Consider the following 15273-nt stretch of genomic DNA (forward strand, 5'->3'; position numbering starts at 1 on the left):
GGTCTTCTTCTCCTGTTTCCCTTTTGGGGTGTGGAGGTGGGAGGCCTGCGTCGTTGTGGACTTCCCCAACGTGGGGACGCCCAAGCTCTCCCTCCCCCCCCCCCCCCCCCCCGCCCCCCCCCCCACCGGCCTCAGTGGCCGCGCAGCCGGCCCATTGCCTCCAGCGTCCGTGCCGCCGCGCCGGCCAGGCGGGGCCGGCCGCGGACGAAGCGACGGGCGGCCCGGGCGGGCTCCCGGCCTAGCCAGTGGGCGGCTCCGCCCGGCACCGGGCGCACCACCGCCCCTTCGTGGACCCGCAGGTCACGGGTCTTGAGCGAATCCTTGTAGCGGGCCGGTCCGCTACCCAGATCGACCGTAAGCACTCCGTCGGCAGCCGCGGCCTCCAGCATTCTCAGCTGCAGCACCAGACCGGGGGAGTACTTGGCGTACGCGCGGTCGTACGCCGGGAACCACCAGGACAGCACGGTGCGCGAGCGCAGACCGAAGTGCGCGGCCACGGGCCGGTCCGCGGCGTACAGCACGGACAGCACCCCGCGGCACTCCGGCTCCTCGCTCTCGCCGAGCAGTCCCACGAGCCGGGTGATCCACTCCTGCGCGAAGCGGTCCCGCCGGCCGGTGCGCCGGTACTGCGCCGACTTCCACTCCATCAGCGCCCGCAGCGCGCCCGGGTCCCGGACGTCGTACACGAACCGCACCTCGCCGACCTGCCGGGCCAGCCTGCGCTCCTTGGCCAGGGTCTGTCTGAGGAAACTCGGCGAGTTCTCCCGCAGCCACTGCGTGTACCGCTCGAACCCCCCGCCGATGTCGACGACGGGCGAGGCGAGCTCCTCGACGGCGTGCGGCACGAACACGTCCTGACCGGCTTCGAGATTGTCGAACTCCCAGGACGACAGCCCGCAGGCCCGTAACAACCGGCGGGCGTCGAGGCGGATGCCGGGACGTAACACGGCCCCCTGACTGTCCGACACCCCGAGCCCGATGGCCCGGCCCCGTCCCAAGGCCCCACTCTCGTACGGGAAGAATCCGGCGGGGGAGCCGTCGTCCTGCAGCACCGCGACTCTGGCCCCCGGCCTGACCTGCCCCACGGCCAGGGTGAACACCGGGTCGAGAAAGGGATTGGCCGGCGCACCGGACTCCGTCCGGATCTCCCGCCACATCTTCTGGTCGCTCTGGCTCAGTTGGTCCGGCCGCAGAACGAGAACGTGCTTTCCAGGCAACTCTGCCTCCTGTGTCGTCGGCATGGGACACACGAAGGCCTGCACATCACCGCGTACGGGCGCCCGGCGGTACTCGGGCCGCACGGCGCAGGCCTTGATCGGTACCGCCGTTCTCAGCAGCGGAACGTCCGCAGCCCGACGGCGTCCGGGGCCGTTCCGGCCACCCCTGGACACCGCACCGCTGTCGCCGCCCGGACGTCCGCGCCACCCCGGTCCGCCCCGGGCGCCCCGGCTGCGACGGCACCCGCCCCGGCCGCCCCCGCGGCTCGCGGCGTTTGCGCCAGGAGCCGCCGGACCGACGGTTCCTCCGTGAACGGACACGGCTCCCCGGCCTCTTCGGTCTCGCCGCCGGCAGCCGCGCCGGTGACTGCCGCGCCGGTGACTGCCGCGCCGGTGGCTGCCGCGTCCGCCACCGTGACGGCCACCGCCGCGCGCCCGTCGGCCGCGAGCCCCCGGCACGAGGGGATGCGGCACCAGCAGGCAGGCCACGATCCCCACCGCCGCCGCCCATCTTCGCCGCACCATCAGACCCCTGACCTGCGTCCCGGTGGGGGAGTACGGAGCGGACACGGCCCCAGGACCGGCACCGGACCAGACCCCCCACTCGGCCGGCTGCGCCTTCCAGTAGGCCGAGCGCATCCCGCCCAGTCAAGCCCCGGTGAGACGATTCGACCGACTCGGCCGAGCGCATCAGGAATGCGACGGAAAGCGCTCTCGCCGGAGAGGACGTCAGCCGACCGCCCACGCCCACGCTCAGCACCTCCCCCTAGGCACGGAGCCTACCGGCGGGCCTTCGCGCCGAGTGCAACTGACTGCGAGTGCCTGCCTGCCTGCGTGGGCGGAACCGCGCCGGTGGCGCCGCGTACGCTACCGATGGCTCCGCTCGCGCGGATCTTCACGTCCGACGAGCCCGTCGGCGGGGGAGCCGGCAGGGGTGGCAGTGGCCGAGCCGACGGGTCGGCGGGCACCATGTTCACGGCCGGGCGCGAACGCGAAGGTGGCGCCCGCGCCGGCCTTCGAGCGGAGGAACGCGATGGGATCGGCGATGAGCGAGCGGTTTCACCGCCGGCAGAGATGGGCGGCCAGGGGTGCCCTGGCCGCGGCCGCCCTGGCGGCGTTGCTGCCCCTCTTCTCCGGCGGCCTGCGGGGGTTGCTGCTGCTCGTGTCCGCCCTGGCGGGCCTCGCCCTGGCCGCGGCCGCGTTCTGGTGGGTCCTGTCCCGGCGGGGAGCGGCCCGCATCGCGGCCGCCGCGCTGGCCGTCGCCGCACCCGTCGGCCTCGTCACCCTCTTCGCCACCGCGAATCTGCTCTGGGTGGTCTTCCTGTCCCTGCTGCTGTGGTGCGGGGCGGTCTGGAGCGGCCGCTACGCCCTGCGCAGCACGGGCCTGCGGTCCGTACGGGTCAAGGAGTACCGCACACCGCCGCCGTCGCGCCCCTTCCTGCTGCTCAACCCGCGATCCGGCGGCGGCAAGGTCGAGAAGTTCCACCTCCGGGAGAAGGCCGAGGCGCTGGGCGCCCAGGTCGTCCTGCTCGACCCGGAGCAGCACCAGGACGTCACCGTCCTGGCCAAGCAGGCAGTCGCCGACGGAGCCGACCTGCTGGGCGTCGCGGGCGGCGACGGCACCCAGGCCCTGGTCGCCGCCGTCGCGGCGGAGCACGGCCTGCCGTTCCTCGTCATCGCGGCCGGCACCCGCAACCACTTCGCCATGGACCTCGGCCTGGACCGGGACGACCCGGCCACCTGCCTGGACGCCCTCACCGACGGGGTCGAGCTCCGCGTCGACCTCGGCTTCGCCGACGACCGCCCGTTCGTCAACAACGCGTCGTTCGGTGTGTACGGATCCGTGGTCCAGAGCCCCGGCTACCGCGACGACAAGGTGGGTGCGGCGCTGGAGCGGCTGCCCGAACTCCTCACCCGGCAGAGCGGCCCGCGTCTGACGGCCAGGGCCGACGGCACCACCATCGCCGACCCGCAGGCGATCCTGGTGAGCAACAACGCGTACCGCATGGACGACCCGTTCGGTTTCGGCCGGCGCGAGCGGCTCGACTCCGGGCGGCTGGGCGTGCTCGCCCTCCGCGTCGACAGCGCCGTGGAAGCGGCCGAACTCCTGCTGTCGCCCAGCCCCGAGGGGCTCACGGTGCTCACCGCCCAGCACGTCGTCGTCGAGGCCGACGAACCACAGCTGGAGGTGGGCCTGGACGGCGAGGCGCTCACCCTGCCCGCCCCCGTCCACTGCCGTATCGCACGCCGGGCTCTGCGGGTCCGGGTGCCCCGCAACCGCCCCGGAGTCCCCGAGGCGCCACCCCGCCTGGACTGGCGCCGGCTGCGCAAACTGGCGGCCGCGGTCGGCCGTACCGCCGCACCCGCGCGCTCCCGGCGCACCTGAGCGCCGCCCCGCCCCCCTGTGCGAGGTCCCCCGCGCTGGTGCGCGCACGGGGGACCTCGCGTGTGTACCGCGGCGGGTCAGGCGCCCTTCGGCCCCGCCTGCTGCACGACCTCGAAGGACCACAGGGTCGAGCCGCTCGCCGCGGGCCTGGGGCGCTCGCCGCCCTCGCCGCCGCCCTGGTGAGCGGCCTTCATCGGGCCCTCCATCCAGGCCTGGAAGGACGCCTCGTCACGCCACCGGGTGTAGACGAGGTAGGTGTCGGTGCCCTCCACCGGGCGGAGCAGCTCGAACCACTCGAAGCCGTCGGAGTTCTCCACGGCGTGCGCGCGGGAGGCGAACCGCTTCTCCAGCGTCTCCCGCTGCTCGGCGGGCACGGTCAGTACGTTGATCTTGACTACGCTCATGGGCCCCATCTTGCCCGATGGCGCATCTGCGCAGGCCGAGTCCCACGCCCTGGAAGTTTTGAACGCGTTCAAATGTGAGCTAGGATCACTCCCGTACGTCGAGGGGGAGACCTTCATGAAGATCGTGATACCCGGCGGGACCGGACAGGTCGGCACCGTCCTGAAGCGTGAGTTGAGTGCCGCGGGGCATGACGTCGTGGTGCTCAGCAGGCGCCCTACGGGCCAGGGCGAAGTGCACTGGGACGGCACGACCCTGGGGCCCTGGGCGGGGGAGGTCGACGGCAGCGACGTCGTGATCAACCTGGCGGGGCGCAGTGTGAGCTGCCGCTACACCCCGGCCAACCTCCAGGACATGATGGACTCGCGGGTCCACTCCACCCAGGTCGTGGGCGAGGCGATCGCCGCGGCCGCCCGGCCGCCCCGGGTGTGGCTGCAGATGAGCACCGCGACGATCTACGCCCACCGCTTTCGACGCGCCCCACGACGAGGCCACCAGGGTGATCGGCGGCACCGAACCCGACGCCACCAACTACTGGGCCTACAGCGTCGACATCGCCAGGGCCTGGGAGCGGGAGCAGGAGACGGCCCGCACCCCGCACACCCGGAAGGTGGCCCTGCGCGCCGCCATGGTGATGAGCCCGGACCGCGGCGGCGTCTTCGACATCCTGCTGCGGCTGGCCCGGTTCGGCCTCGGCGGCCCCGTCGCCGGCGGCGCACAGTACGTGTCTTGGATCCACGACCGGGACTTCGTCCGGGCGGTCGAGTTCCTCGTGGCCCGGGACGACATCACCGGGCCGGTCAACCTCGCCGCTCCCGGGCCCCTGCCGCAGCGCACCTTCATGCGTGAACTGCGCGCCGCCCGAGGTGTCCGGTGGGCCTGCCCGCGACGCGCTGGATGGCCGAGATCGGAGCCCTCGTCCTGCGCTCGGACACCGAACTGCTGCTGAAGAGCCGCCGCGTCGTCCCCGGCCGCCTCCTCGAAGCGGGTTTCACCTTCGACCGGCCCAACTGGCCGACGGCCGCGGACGACCTCGTGCGGCGGCTCCGCGGCCGTGGCGTGAGCTGAACTCGCCTCAGCCCTGCCGCTTGCCCTGTTCGAGGGCCTTGCCGGTCATGTCGGTGACCTGCCCGGCCGGCGGCTCCTCCGCCTCGACCTCGGTACCGAAGTCGGAGAAGTCCATGACGGTGCGCACCGTGACCTTCCCGGGCGAGGACGAGGCGTCGCTGGAGGACCGTTCCGCCGACTGCGGGGCCTTGACGGTCATGTCGATCTGCTGCCGCCGCATCCGGCCCTCGTCGTCGAGCCACACGTCCATCGGCAGGGCCGGGCCGACCTGCTTGCGCAGGGTGTCGCCGCCCGGCAGTTCGGCGACGTCGACGCTGACGCGGTAGTGCGTGGTCCGCACGCCGTCGATCGTGGCCGTGCCCTTCCTGGTCACGTCCTTGTCGGTGATCGCCTTGGCGTACGCCGCGGACCGTGCCGGGTCGCTCATGCTCTGGTCGCCGGCACCCTGCTGGGCGGCTACCTTCCCCAGGTCGATCTTGATCCAGGGCTTGCCGCCCGGCGCCTGACCCTTCGGCATCCTCTGGTAGAGCACCTGGTCGATCACGCGCTGCTCGATCCGCTGCCCCTGTACCGTGAGCGTCATGACGCTGTCGCCGTCGTCCAGGTCCACGGCGCCCTGCCCGTTCGCGCTCTCCGAGCGGCCCTGGGCCGAGGTCTGCACCCGCAGCTCGACCTTGGCGGTGTCCTCCTCGGCCGTCCGGTCGTAGGCCGAGCGCACCGCCTGCGTACCTTGCTCCTCGGCCCCGGCGCTCGTTTTCGCCGAGGAGGCCCCCGCCCCGTCCTTCGTGTCGCCGTCGTCGCCGCAGCCGACCAGCACCGTGCCGGCCAGGACACCGGCGACACCTAAGGCACCGAGCTTCCTGCCGTTGCCTGCCCTGTGCATCGAACCAGCTCCTCTCAGGTGTGCGATGCGACCCAAGTGCCCAAGCCGGGCATGAACACACCTGTGGGTACGAGGAGTTGGATACCGGGAGGAACGGTCCTTCCGGTCAGTGGCGGCGGCCGCCGCGGAGTTTGCCGAGCAGGCGCTGTGCCTGAGCCCGCTTGCGCGGGTCGGACGCGGCCCGACGGGCCTGCTCCGCGGCCCGCCGCCCCTGCGGGCTCCGGGCGAACTGCTTGATGCGGTTCAGCATTCCGGCCATGACGCACCTTCCTTCGTGTCGGACTGGGTGTGTGTCTGTAGCCCGCCTACCCCTTCGACGCGGTGCTCAGGCACGCACCGCCCGGTCGGCGCGCGACCGAACGTGTTTGCCGCCGGAGTGAGAGGCAAAGCGGTGTCACATGACTGAAGAGAACAAGCGCACGAATCAGAAGCCGACGACCGTACGGGCGACGGAGTCCAAGGCCCGCCGCACCGCGGACAAGGCGACCGCGCCGGCGTCCCAGGCTGCGAAGGGCGCGGCGGACAAGGCCGGTGACGCGGCGTCGGCGGCCAAGTCCGGCGCCGAACGCTCCGCCGAGACGACGAAGGCCGCCGCGCAGACCGCGGCCAAGGGCGTCGAGGCGGGCCGCCAGGCGGTCGTCACGGCCTCGGGTCACGTCGCCACCACGGCGAAGACGGCCTGGACGGTCATCGCCCAGCGCAAGCTCGTCGCCGCGGGCGTCGGAGCAGGTCTGACCGCCCTGAGCGCCGCGTCGTACGCCGTGGGCCGCCGCGCGGAACGCGGCGCGCACGGCCCGCTCACCCGGCTCACCGGCGGCCGGATCTGACCACGGCCGGCGCGCGCGGCGTGCCGGCCACGAGGGGAGCAGGCGGCGCGGCGTATCACCGGGCGTCCCGGTGGTCCGTAGCGCCGCCCTCTCGTGTGTGTGAGGTGTCCGCGTGCGTGGCCTGGCGCGCATCCGCCCCACACCGTGATGCCCCCCCCTCGCGCGGCACCGCTGTGACGAGGAAGGATGAGACCGCAAGCGAAGGATCAACCCATGCGGAGGAGCGGGCCCATGCAGCACGAGCGAGCGGGCAGTCCGGCCGGACCCGAGGATCTCGTCGACGTCGCTCGGCTGGTCACCGCGTACTACGCGCTCCACCCGGACCCCGACGATCCGGGGCAGCGCGTCGCGTTCGGGACGTCCGGACACCGTGGATCGTCACTGGCGAGCGCGTTCAACGACGACCACATCGCCGCGACCAGCCAGGCCATCTGCGAGTACCGCGCCGAGCAGCGCACCGACGGGCCCCTCTTCCTGGGCGCCGACACCCACGCCCTGTCGGAGCCGGCGCGTGTCACCGCCCTGGAGGTGTTCGCCGCCAACGAGGTGACGGTGCTGATCGACGACGCGGACGGCTACACGCCGACCCCGGCCGTCTCGCACGCCATCCTCACGCACAACCGTGGGCGTACCACCGGCCTCGCCGACGGCGTCGTCGTCACGCCCTCGCACAACCCGCCCGCCGACGGGGGCTTCAAGTACAACCCGCCCAGCGGCGGCCCCGCCGCCTCCGACGCGACCTCCTGGATCCAGGACCGTGCCAACGACATCATCCGGGGCGGCCTGAAGGACGTACGGCGCGTCCCCTACGCCCGGGCCCTCGCCGCTCCCACCACCGGCCGCTACGACTTCCTCGGCACCTACGTCGGCGACCTGCCCGGCGTCCTCGACCTGGACGCCATCCGCGGCGCCGGGCTGCGCGTCGGGGCGGACCCGCTGGGCGGCGCGTCCGTCGCCTACTGGGGCCGCGTCGCCGAACAGCACGGCCTCGACCTGACCGTGGTCAACCCGCACACCGACCCCACTTGGCGGTTCATGACGCTGGACTGGGACGGCAAGATCCGCATGGACTGCTCGTCTCCCCACGCGATGGCCTCGCTCATCGAGCAGCGCGACCGCTTCCAGATCTCCACCGGCAACGACGCCGACGCCGACCGGCACGGCATCGTCACCCCGGACGCGGGCCTGATGAACCCCAACCACTACCTGGCCGTCGCCATCTCCTACCTGTACTCCCACCGCGACCGCTGGCCGGCCGCCACCGGCGTCGGCAAGACCCTGGTGTCCTCCGCCATGATCGACCGGGTCGCCGCCGACCTGGGCCGGGAGCTGGTCGAGGTGCCCGTCGGGTTCAAGTGGTTCGTGGAGGGGCTGGCCGGCGGCACCATCGGCTTCGGCGGGGAGGAGTCGGCCGGGGCGTCCTTCCTCCGCCGGGACGGCTCCGTGTGGACCACCGACAAGGACGGCATCCTGCTGGCGCTGCTCGCCTCGGAGATCACGGCCGTCACCGGCAGGACGCCGTCCGAGCACTACGCCGGCCTGACCGCCCGCTTCGGCGAGCCGGCGTACGCGCGGATCGACGCTCCGGCGTCCCGCGAGGAGAAGGCCCTCCTCGCCAAGCTCTCCCCGGCCCAGGTCAGCGCGGACACCCTGGCCGGGGACGCGGTCACGGCGGTGCTCACCGAAGCCCCCGGGAACGGCGCGCCCATCGGCGGCATCAAGGTGACGACGGACAACGCATGGTTCGCGGCCCGCCCCTCGGGCACCGAGGACGTCTACAAGGTCTACGCCGAGTCGTTCCTCGGCCCCGATCATCTCCGCCGGGTCCAGGAGGAGGCCAAGTCCGTGGTGCTCGCGGCTCTGTCCGGCTGAGCCCTCCGGGCACGGCACGGCCCGGGCCACCGTCGCGTGGCCCGGGCCGCACGGGCGTCAGCTGCGCAGGCTGTGCGGGCAGCACGACGCGCACCGCCGACGTGAGCACGTCCTCGTCGGAGGTGAAGGCGGCCAGCCTCTCGACGTCCCCGGGTTCGGCGCCCTCCGGCCACGGTCGGGTGGTGATGATGAGGTAGGCGCACCCGAGTTCGGCCACGGCCTCCAGCCAGGTCTTCGGGGGACGAACTGGGACTTGAGGTGCTGGATGGTGAGGACGGCCGACCCGGGCACGACGAGCAGGCTGACCGGCAGGCTCGGCCGCTGGGTCGCGTGGACGAGGCCCTCGCCCAGCGGGAGCCCGGCGCCGGTCAGCAGCTCTTCGATGGCCTTCGCGGTGGCCTCCGGACCGTTCGCACCGTCTCCGAGGGAGCAGACCAGGAGGTAGGGGGCGTACCTGTCGGGGGTGGTACCCCGCCAGGACTGGACGACGAGGGAGCCCAGGTCGTCGGTGTGCGCGGACTGCGTTTCGGGTGAGATCGAGGTCACCGCGGCACCGTATCGGCGAGTTCGCCGGCAACCGGCCCGCTCACCCGCTTGGACCACGCGCGGCCGGGCTCTCCACACGAACGAGGGGCACGCGCTCCGGACATGCCCGCGATACAGGACACTGGATGAAGATCCGACCCGGGAGGACCGACACATGATCATCTTTGGCACCAAGGGATACCTGTACCAGCTGGCGATACTGACGCTGGTCTGCGGCCAGTGCGGCAACCCCGCCGCGCACACGCTCAGGAAGCGCGTCACGAAGTTCACGCTGTTCTTCGTGCCGCTGTTCCCGGTCTCGACGAAGTACCTGACGCAGTGCACCTTCTGCGGAGCGGAACAGAAGGTGACCGAGGAACAGGCGGAGCAGTTGCAGGCACAGGAGGCGGGCGGGCAGGGCGGCCAGGCGTACGGGCAGCCCCAGCAGCACCACCGCTTCTGATCCCGACGGCCGACCGGGTCCAGCCGATCGTCAGTATCTCGTCAGCCAGGAACGGGTGCCGCCGGAGGGCGTCCCGTCCCGGGCCCGTCCGCCGGACGACGCGTGAACTGTCGCCGTCCACCGGCCAGGACGCCTCCAGCGCCCGATGGAGGAGGGCGGCGGCCACCGCGCCCGCCGCCCGACCCGCGGCGCGGCCGATGGGCATGCCCCGGACCGGATACGGCGATCAGTTCATCGGCCGGTCGCGGTCGCCGGTGCGCCGGCCCTGCGGCGGTCGAACCGCAGTGCGGCAGCCGTCGCGACCGCCCCCAGGCCTTCCCACACCCCGACGCCGACGAAGGCGCCCGGTGCCCGTCCGCTGAGTGCGGCGACGACGAAGACCGTGCAGGTGAGCAGCCGGAACGGCACGGTCCACCGGAAGAAGGCCCGCCAGTCGGCGAGCGCGGCCAGCACGTAGTAGACGCCCATGTTCAGGGCCGCCATGGACGATGCCGTCATGAATGCGGGGGTGAAGTCCCCGGCGGCGCGCTCGTCCGGAGCGGCGAGACCGAGCAGCGACAACTGGGCGGCCGGCGAGACCAGGCCCAACGTCCCGAGGCCGGCGGCGAGCACGCCGAAGACGGCCATGGTCCAGCCCGGGGCGGAGCGGGGAAGGCGCACGGCGGGAGCGTATCCATGGCCGCCCGGCGCGTGCGGCCGGTTTCCGTCAAGGATTCCGTCCAAGGCGCTACTGATCACATCCTATGTGGCAACCGCGGCATCCCGGGTACTCGTCCGCCGCGGGCCCGGACCTGTGTGGGCCGATGGGCCTCCTGCAGTCGATCAGAGAAAACGGAGGCATACGCATGAGCACCATCAAGGAAACCGTGGAAGTCGACGTCCCCGTCCATACCGCCTACAACCAGTGGACGCAGTTCGAGGAGTTCCCGAACTTCATGGAGGGCGTCGAGGAGGTCAGGCAACTGGACGACCGCCGCAACCACTGGACCACGAAGATCGGCGGAATACGCCGCGAGTTCGACACCGAGATCGTCGACCAGCTCCCCGACGAGCGCGTCACCTGGCGCACGACCAGCGGAGACACCAACCAGCGGGGATCCGTCCGCTTCGAGCGCGTGGACGACACCCACACCAGGGTGGAGCTCGTGCTGGACGTCGAACCCAGCGGCATGGTGGACAAGGCCGGGGACATGGCGGGCACGATCGACCGCCGCGTCAAGGGCGACATGCAGCGCTTCAAGCAGTACATCGAGGAGCGCGGCGCCGAATCCGGCGCCTGGCGCGGCCGTGTCCAGCCGGGCGGCGGCAGCGGCGCCACCGCCTGACACCCACGGCTCCACAGGGACCCGGCCTCCACGAGGGAGGCCGGGTTCTTCTTTGCCCGCATGTCCCCGCCGCGGGGAGAGTGCGTGAAGTTTCGGCCATCGTCGTGTCATGCACCTGTCCATATTGGCCTCCTGGTGGCACGCTGCCCTCTGACTGTCCGCAGTGACACCCCTGCCTGACCGGGTGGACGGCTCTCCCGCCGCCCGGCCCCCACAGCAGAAGGAGACCGCGTGATAGGAAGACCCCGCAGCCTTCGCTCCCGCAGCAGCGCCTCCGTACGCCGCACCCTCCTGGGCGCACTCGCTGGCGTCGCCGCACTCCTGGCGACCGGCGTCACCGCAGCACCGGCGAGCGCCGCACCGGAACCGGGAATGATGACCCCCTCGGCGCAGGAACGCGCCCTGGCCTACTGGACCCCGCAGCGGATGCGCGCTGCCACCCCGCTCGACGTCCTTACCGTGGACCGCTCCGACGTGCGGGCCTCGGACATCCGCAAGGGCAAGGCGACGGTGGTGGCGCCCAGCACGCCCGCCTCCGACCTCGGCCCCCTGGCGCTCCCGCACGGCGGCGGCCCCTGGACCGGCGGGGGAGCGGTGACCAAGACCGCGGGACGGGTGTTCTTCACCTACCAGGGACGCACCGCCTCCTGCTCCGGCAACGCCGTCACCAGCGCCAACAAGAGCACCGTCATCACCGCGGGCCACTGCGTGAAGATGCAGGGCGCCTGGCACACCAACTGGGTGTTCGTGCCCGGCTACCACGACGGACAGCGCCCGTACGGCACCTGGACCGCGTCGAGGATCCTTTCCACGCCGCAGTGGACGGCCAGTGAGGACATCAACTACGACATCGGCGCCGCCGTCGTCGCCCCGCTGGACGGCAAGAAGCTGACCGACGTCGTCGGCGGCCAGGGCCTGGCCTTCAACACCGGCTACAACAAGGCCATGTACTCCTTCGGCTTCCCGGCCGCCGCGCCGTACGACGGCGAGAAGTTCATCTACTGCAGCGGCACCACCTTCCGCGACTTCCTGCTCTCCAGCGACCACGGCCTGACCTGCAACATGACCGGCGGCTCCAGCGGAGGTCCCTGGTTCACCCAGTTCGACGAGGCCACCGGGACCGGCCTGCAGTCCTCGGTGAACAGCTTCAAGTACAACTTCCTGCCGAACGCCATGTACGGCCCCTACTTCGGCGCGGACGCCCAGAACCTGTACCAGAGCGCCCAGTCCTCCTGATCCATCGCCCCTGATCCATCGCTCCACCGGGAGCCGGGTCCTCCGCCGAGCCGTGGCGGAGGACCCGGCTCCCGGCATCCGCACGACGGCCACAAACCCGTTGCCCGTCCCGCCGGTTCCGACGCCGACGCGCCCCTCCTCCACGACGAGCCCGACTCCGGCTGCCGGGGCGTCAAGGCCGGCCGTGGCCGGAACCGGACCGGCCGTCTCCTGGAACTCGTGCGTTCCGAAATCCTCGCCAAGCAGGCGGGTATGGCGACCATCCTGCGGATCCGGCCGTCCTTCCGGCTCACCTCCCCGGCACCGCGGCCCCAGGCCGTGGTCACGGTCAAACCGGACCGCCTCACCATGGAGTTGCGCCGGACGACGGCCAGGGCGCAGCGGGGGCGCGGCAACCCGGCCCGCCGCGCGGTGGCCCCGGACCCCGACACGGACACCAGGCCGTCACCGTCCGCCGGTTGACGCCGAGGACCGATCGCGGCACCCCACGAGACGAGTACACCCGGCAGGACGTACGGCACCTCCCGCCGCCTGGACGACCCGCACGGGCCGTCCGCTACCAAGTCGTCCTCGGCCCCGGACGCTGGGCGGAGGCCACCGGTCCGCTGCCGCCGGGCGGCGAGCAGGCTTGCAGCCGGCTGAGCGTGCTCACGACGGCTCCCCACGGTTGCGCCAGGCCGCCACCCGCCGCTTCGACCCCTGGACGGCGGAGCGGCCGACCGGGCCCGTGGTCGGCCGCCCCGGTCGCTCCTCCACCGCACCGGCGAATCTCGGGCACGTCCGGCCGTACGCGGTGTGTCGCCCGCCCGGCCGGTCCACACTGGGACCCATGCGGGTGGTGATCATGACAGCGGGATCGCGCGGTGACGTCGCGCCGTACGCCGGGCTGGGCGCGGGCCTGGCGCGCGGCGGGCACGAGGTCACGCTCGCCACTCACGGGGTGTTCGAGTCCCTGACCGCCGGTACCGGGGTGCGGTTCCATCCGACCCCGGTCGACCCGCACGCCGTGTCCCACTCCGACCGCGGCCGCACCCTGCACGCCAGCACCACTGGAATCGGCAAACTGCTGCGCGCGGCGTCGATGGCCCGCTCGGTGGCCGAGGAGATGACCGACGCCCTGGTGCAGGCGGCCCGCGACGCGGACGTCGTCCTTGCCGCCGGTGCCGTGGCACCGCTGGGCCGCGCCATCGCCGAAGGACTGCGGCTGCCCAGCCTCGGCCTGTTCCTCCAGCCCCAGCACCCCACGCGCGCGTTCGGAGCGCCCATGCTCGGCGGGCGCTCGCTCGGTACCGTGGCCAACCACCTCGGCGGACGGGCCGTCATCGCCGCCGTCGACGGGGTGTTCACACAGGCCGTGCGCAGACTGCGCACCCGGCACGGCATGCCCCTGCGCGGCCCCGCCGCGATCCGCCGGGCCCATGAGCGGTCCCACTGGCCCGTGCTGCACGGGTTCAGCGAGCTGGTGGTGCCCCGCCCCCGGGACTGGCGGCCCGGTCTGGAGATGGCGGGGTACTGGTGGCCGCACGACACCCGTGCCCTGCCCGCGGAGGTGGAGGAGTTCCTCGCCGCCGGGCCGGCGCCGGTGTTCATCGGGCTGGGCAGCGCCACCGTGCCCGAACCCGAGCGGGTCAACGGAGAGCTCGTGCGTGCCCTGCGAGCGGCGGGGATGCGCGGGATCGTCCAGCAGGGATGGGCGGGACTCGCCGTACGGACCGACGACGTCATCACGGTCGGGGACGTGCCGCACGCGCTGCTGTTTCCCCGTACCGCCGCGGTGGTTCACCACGCGGGGGCCGGCACGACGGCCGCCGGCCTGCGCGCGGGTGTCCCGGCCGTGCCGGTGCCGGTGCAGTTCGACGGAGGTTTCTGGGCGGCGCGTCTGGTCGCCCTGGGGGCCGCTCCGTGCGCGGTACCCCTGCGGTCCCTCACCGCCGAGGCACTCGCCTCCGCCCTGCGCCGCGCCACCGGCGACCCCGGTCCCCGCGGCCGGGCCCAGGAGCTGTCACGCCGCCTGGCCGAGGAGGACGGCGTGGCACCGGTCCTGGGCGCGCTCGACCGGCTCGCGTCGTGAGCGGCTCCGGGACGGCGGCGCCGCGAATCGGCTGACCAACTGTTCACGGAGCACGGCCCGCGCCCCCGCGGTCGCCGTCCACTCGGCACCGGGTCATGCCCCGGTGCCGGCTCGTGACCTGGCTTCCGGCTCATGACCCGGCACCGGCCATGTCCCAGCCCGCCGCCGAGCCTCCCGAAGCGGCGTCCCAGGGCCGGGGGCCGGTGCCGTCCGTCCAGGCCTGCAGGGCCTCGCGGCCGGCGCACACGATCCCGCACTGGTCGGCGTACTCCACCGCCGGCGCGGTGAAGTCGCTCGTCGTGACCAGCACGGCGACGTCGGCCTCGTGGACGGTGAAGCACGTGCCGCCGAAGCGCTGGAGGTCCTGAGAACCGACGCGGTGGGAGTCGCCGTAGTGCTTGCACTGGATGACGACCCGGAGCCCGTCGGGAGTCACGGCCACGACATCGGCGCCCAGGTCGCCGGCGCCTCCCACGACCTCTACGGCAGAGCAGCCGTCGCGTTCGCAGAGAGCGGCGATCGCCTCCTCGAACTCCTCGGGCGTCAGGGCGTCGTAGTCGATGGCGGCCTCAACCGCCGGGCGCTGTACGGGTATCGACACCGCCTCCAGCTCGTCGGCGGCTTCCCTGGCCGCGTCGTCGAGCGCTGCCGCGGCCCGCCGCGCCGCTCTCGCCAGGTGCACACGGCGCCCCAGACCCGCGAACCCCGCGACACCGACCACGACCAGCACGAACACCCAGACGGGGCGCCGCTCGGCGGCGTCGGCCACCATACGGGCCGCGAGGCCAAGGACGCACACGGCCACGGCGAGAAAGACGAAGAACAGCGCGGTCGAACGAAGGTCGAAGCCACGCCGGCGGTTCACACGCGGTGCGGGACGCGCGGGTGCGGTCACGAAGAGTCCCCCCTCATGGGATCAAGGTAAAGATCGTCTCCACCGTCTTCCCAGCATCGGGATCTTCATCGTTCCCTCCGCCGCGCGGAACCCAGGGACGCGT

Annotated in this window: 14 protein-coding genes and 2 pseudogenes; 9 read left to right on the forward strand and 7 right to left on the reverse strand. The window is 72.8% G+C overall.

Annotated elements, in window-relative coordinates:
- Positions 1–131: 131 nt before the first annotated feature.
- A complete protein-coding gene (locus ACZ5TL_RS29615) occupies positions 132–1241 on the reverse strand; it encodes a GNAT family N-acetyltransferase (protein WP_468593615.1) in 1110 nt (369 codons plus the stop codon).
- Between the two features lie 1009 nt (positions 1242–2250).
- Here ACZ5TL_RS29615 and ACZ5TL_RS29620 point away from each other — a divergent pair.
- Positions 2251–3603: a diacylglycerol/lipid kinase family protein gene (locus ACZ5TL_RS29620; RefSeq protein ID WP_468593616.1), complete on the forward strand. Its 1353-nt coding sequence runs from the start codon at positions 2251–2253 to the stop codon at positions 3601–3603.
- A 77-nt stretch (positions 3604–3680) separates the two neighbouring features.
- On the opposite strand, the gene ACZ5TL_RS29625 is transcribed toward ACZ5TL_RS29620, so the two are convergent.
- Positions 3681–4007 (reverse strand): antibiotic biosynthesis monooxygenase family protein, encoded by a 327-nt coding sequence (locus ACZ5TL_RS29625; protein ID WP_468593617.1) that lies wholly within the window; start codon positions 4005–4007, stop codon positions 3681–3683.
- 115 nt (positions 4008–4122) lie between these two features.
- On the opposite strand from ACZ5TL_RS29625, the pseudogene ACZ5TL_RS29630 reads away from it, so the two are divergent.
- Positions 4123–5073 (forward strand): annotated as a pseudogene (locus ACZ5TL_RS29630) (TIGR01777 family oxidoreductase).
- Positions 5074–5080: 7 nt separating this feature from the next.
- Here the strand turns inward: ACZ5TL_RS29630 and ACZ5TL_RS29635 are convergent.
- Positions 5081–5956 carry an SCO4651 family lipoprotein gene (locus tag ACZ5TL_RS29635; RefSeq protein ID WP_468593618.1) on the reverse strand — a complete coding sequence of 292 codons (876 nt, stop codon included), beginning with the start codon at positions 5954–5956 and terminating at the stop codon, positions 5081–5083.
- Between the two features lie 106 nt (positions 5957–6062).
- Entirely contained in the window at positions 6063–6215 is a 153-nt protein-coding gene (locus tag ACZ5TL_RS29640) for a hypothetical protein (RefSeq protein ID WP_468593619.1), read from the reverse strand.
- Positions 6216–6354: 139 nt separating this feature from the next.
- On the opposite strand from ACZ5TL_RS29640, the gene ACZ5TL_RS29645 reads away from it, so the two are divergent.
- Together ACZ5TL_RS29645 and pgm are read left to right on the forward strand one after the other, a co-directional pair.
- A complete protein-coding gene (locus tag ACZ5TL_RS29645; RefSeq protein ID WP_468593621.1) occupies positions 6355–6783 on the forward strand; it encodes a hypothetical protein in 429 nt (142 codons plus the stop codon).
- Positions 6784–7014: 231 nt separating this feature from the next.
- A complete protein-coding gene (pgm, locus tag ACZ5TL_RS29650; RefSeq protein ID WP_468593622.1) occupies positions 7015–8655 on the forward strand; it encodes a phosphoglucomutase (alpha-D-glucose-1,6-bisphosphate-dependent) in 1641 nt (546 codons plus the stop codon).
- 82 nt (positions 8656–8737) lie between these two features.
- On the opposite strand, the pseudogene ACZ5TL_RS29655 reads toward pgm, so the two are convergent.
- A pseudogene (locus ACZ5TL_RS29655) lies at positions 8738–9363 on the reverse strand (DUF5949 family protein); the annotation flags it as partial.
- Between ACZ5TL_RS29655 and ACZ5TL_RS29660 the strand changes: the two are divergent.
- Complete coding sequence (locus tag ACZ5TL_RS29660) at positions 9356–9643, forward strand: zinc-ribbon domain-containing protein (RefSeq protein ID WP_468593623.1); 288 nt, start codon at positions 9356–9358, stop codon at positions 9641–9643. The pseudogene ACZ5TL_RS29655 and the gene ACZ5TL_RS29660 overlap by 8 nt on opposite strands.
- 231 nt (positions 9644–9874) lie before the next feature.
- On the opposite strand, the gene ACZ5TL_RS29665 is transcribed toward ACZ5TL_RS29660, so the two are convergent.
- Positions 9875–10270, reverse strand: a complete 396-nt coding sequence (locus tag ACZ5TL_RS29665) for a hypothetical protein (protein WP_468593705.1) — start codon at positions 10268–10270, stop codon at positions 9875–9877.
- Between the two features lie 218 nt (positions 10271–10488).
- On the opposite strand from ACZ5TL_RS29665, the gene ACZ5TL_RS29670 reads away from it, so the two are divergent.
- The 4 genes from ACZ5TL_RS29670 to ACZ5TL_RS29685 all read left to right on the forward strand — a co-directional run bounded on the left by ACZ5TL_RS29670 (position 10489) and on the right by ACZ5TL_RS29685 (position 14275).
- Positions 10489–10968 (forward strand): SRPBCC family protein, encoded by a 480-nt coding sequence (locus ACZ5TL_RS29670; protein WP_468593624.1) that lies wholly within the window; start codon positions 10489–10491, stop codon positions 10966–10968.
- A 231-nt stretch (positions 10969–11199) separates the two neighbouring features.
- A complete protein-coding gene (locus ACZ5TL_RS29675) occupies positions 11200–12204 on the forward strand; it encodes a trypsin-like serine peptidase (RefSeq protein ID WP_468593625.1) in 1005 nt (334 codons plus the stop codon).
- A 219-nt stretch (positions 12205–12423) separates the two neighbouring features.
- The gene (locus ACZ5TL_RS29680; RefSeq protein ID WP_468593626.1) at positions 12424–12666 is read left to right on the forward strand and encodes a hypothetical protein; all 243 of its coding nucleotides are present in this window, start codon (positions 12424–12426) and stop codon (positions 12664–12666) included.
- Positions 12667–13033: 367 nt separating this feature from the next.
- A complete protein-coding gene (locus tag ACZ5TL_RS29685) occupies positions 13034–14275 on the forward strand; it encodes a glycosyltransferase (RefSeq protein WP_468593628.1) in 1242 nt (413 codons plus the stop codon).
- Positions 14276–14405: 130 nt separating this feature from the next.
- On the opposite strand, the gene ACZ5TL_RS29690 is transcribed toward ACZ5TL_RS29685, so the two are convergent.
- The gene (locus ACZ5TL_RS29690; protein ID WP_468593630.1) at positions 14406–15170 is read right to left on the reverse strand and encodes a restriction endonuclease; all 765 of its coding nucleotides are present in this window, start codon (positions 15168–15170) and stop codon (positions 14406–14408) included.
- Positions 15171–15273 lie beyond the last annotated feature (103 nt).

It is taken from the genome of Streptomyces sp. NPDC033136 (assembly GCF_055578235.1).

Coding starts and splice junctions, on each gene's coding strand:
- ACZ5TL_RS29625 (WP_468593617.1), bottom strand. CDS start 4,007: ATGAGCGTAGTCAAGATCAACGTACTGACCGTGCCCGCCGAGCAGCGG.
- pgm (WP_468593622.1), top strand. CDS start 7,015: ATGCAGCACGAGCGAGCGGGCAGTCCGGCCGGACCCGAGGATCTCGTC.
- ACZ5TL_RS29670 (WP_468593624.1), top strand. CDS start 10,489: ATGAGCACCATCAAGGAAACCGTGGAAGTCGACGTCCCCGTCCATACC.
- ACZ5TL_RS29665 (WP_468593705.1), bottom strand. CDS start 10,270: ATGGCCGTCTTCGGCGTGCTCGCCGCCGGCCTCGGGACGTTGGGCCTG.
- ACZ5TL_RS29620 (WP_468593616.1), top strand. CDS start 2,251: ATGGGATCGGCGATGAGCGAGCGGTTTCACCGCCGGCAGAGATGGGCG.
- ACZ5TL_RS29615 (WP_468593615.1), bottom strand. CDS start 1,241: ATGCCGACGACACAGGAGGCAGAGTTGCCTGGAAAGCACGTTCTCGTT.
- ACZ5TL_RS29645 (WP_468593621.1), top strand. CDS start 6,355: ATGACTGAAGAGAACAAGCGCACGAATCAGAAGCCGACGACCGTACGG.
- ACZ5TL_RS29685 (WP_468593628.1), top strand. CDS start 13,034: ATGCGGGTGGTGATCATGACAGCGGGATCGCGCGGTGACGTCGCGCCG.
- ACZ5TL_RS29660 (WP_468593623.1), top strand. CDS start 9,356: ATGATCATCTTTGGCACCAAGGGATACCTGTACCAGCTGGCGATACTG.
- ACZ5TL_RS29635 (WP_468593618.1), bottom strand. CDS start 5,956: ATGCACAGGGCAGGCAACGGCAGGAAGCTCGGTGCCTTAGGTGTCGCC.
- ACZ5TL_RS29640 (WP_468593619.1), bottom strand. CDS start 6,215: ATGGCCGGAATGCTGAACCGCATCAAGCAGTTCGCCCGGAGCCCGCAG.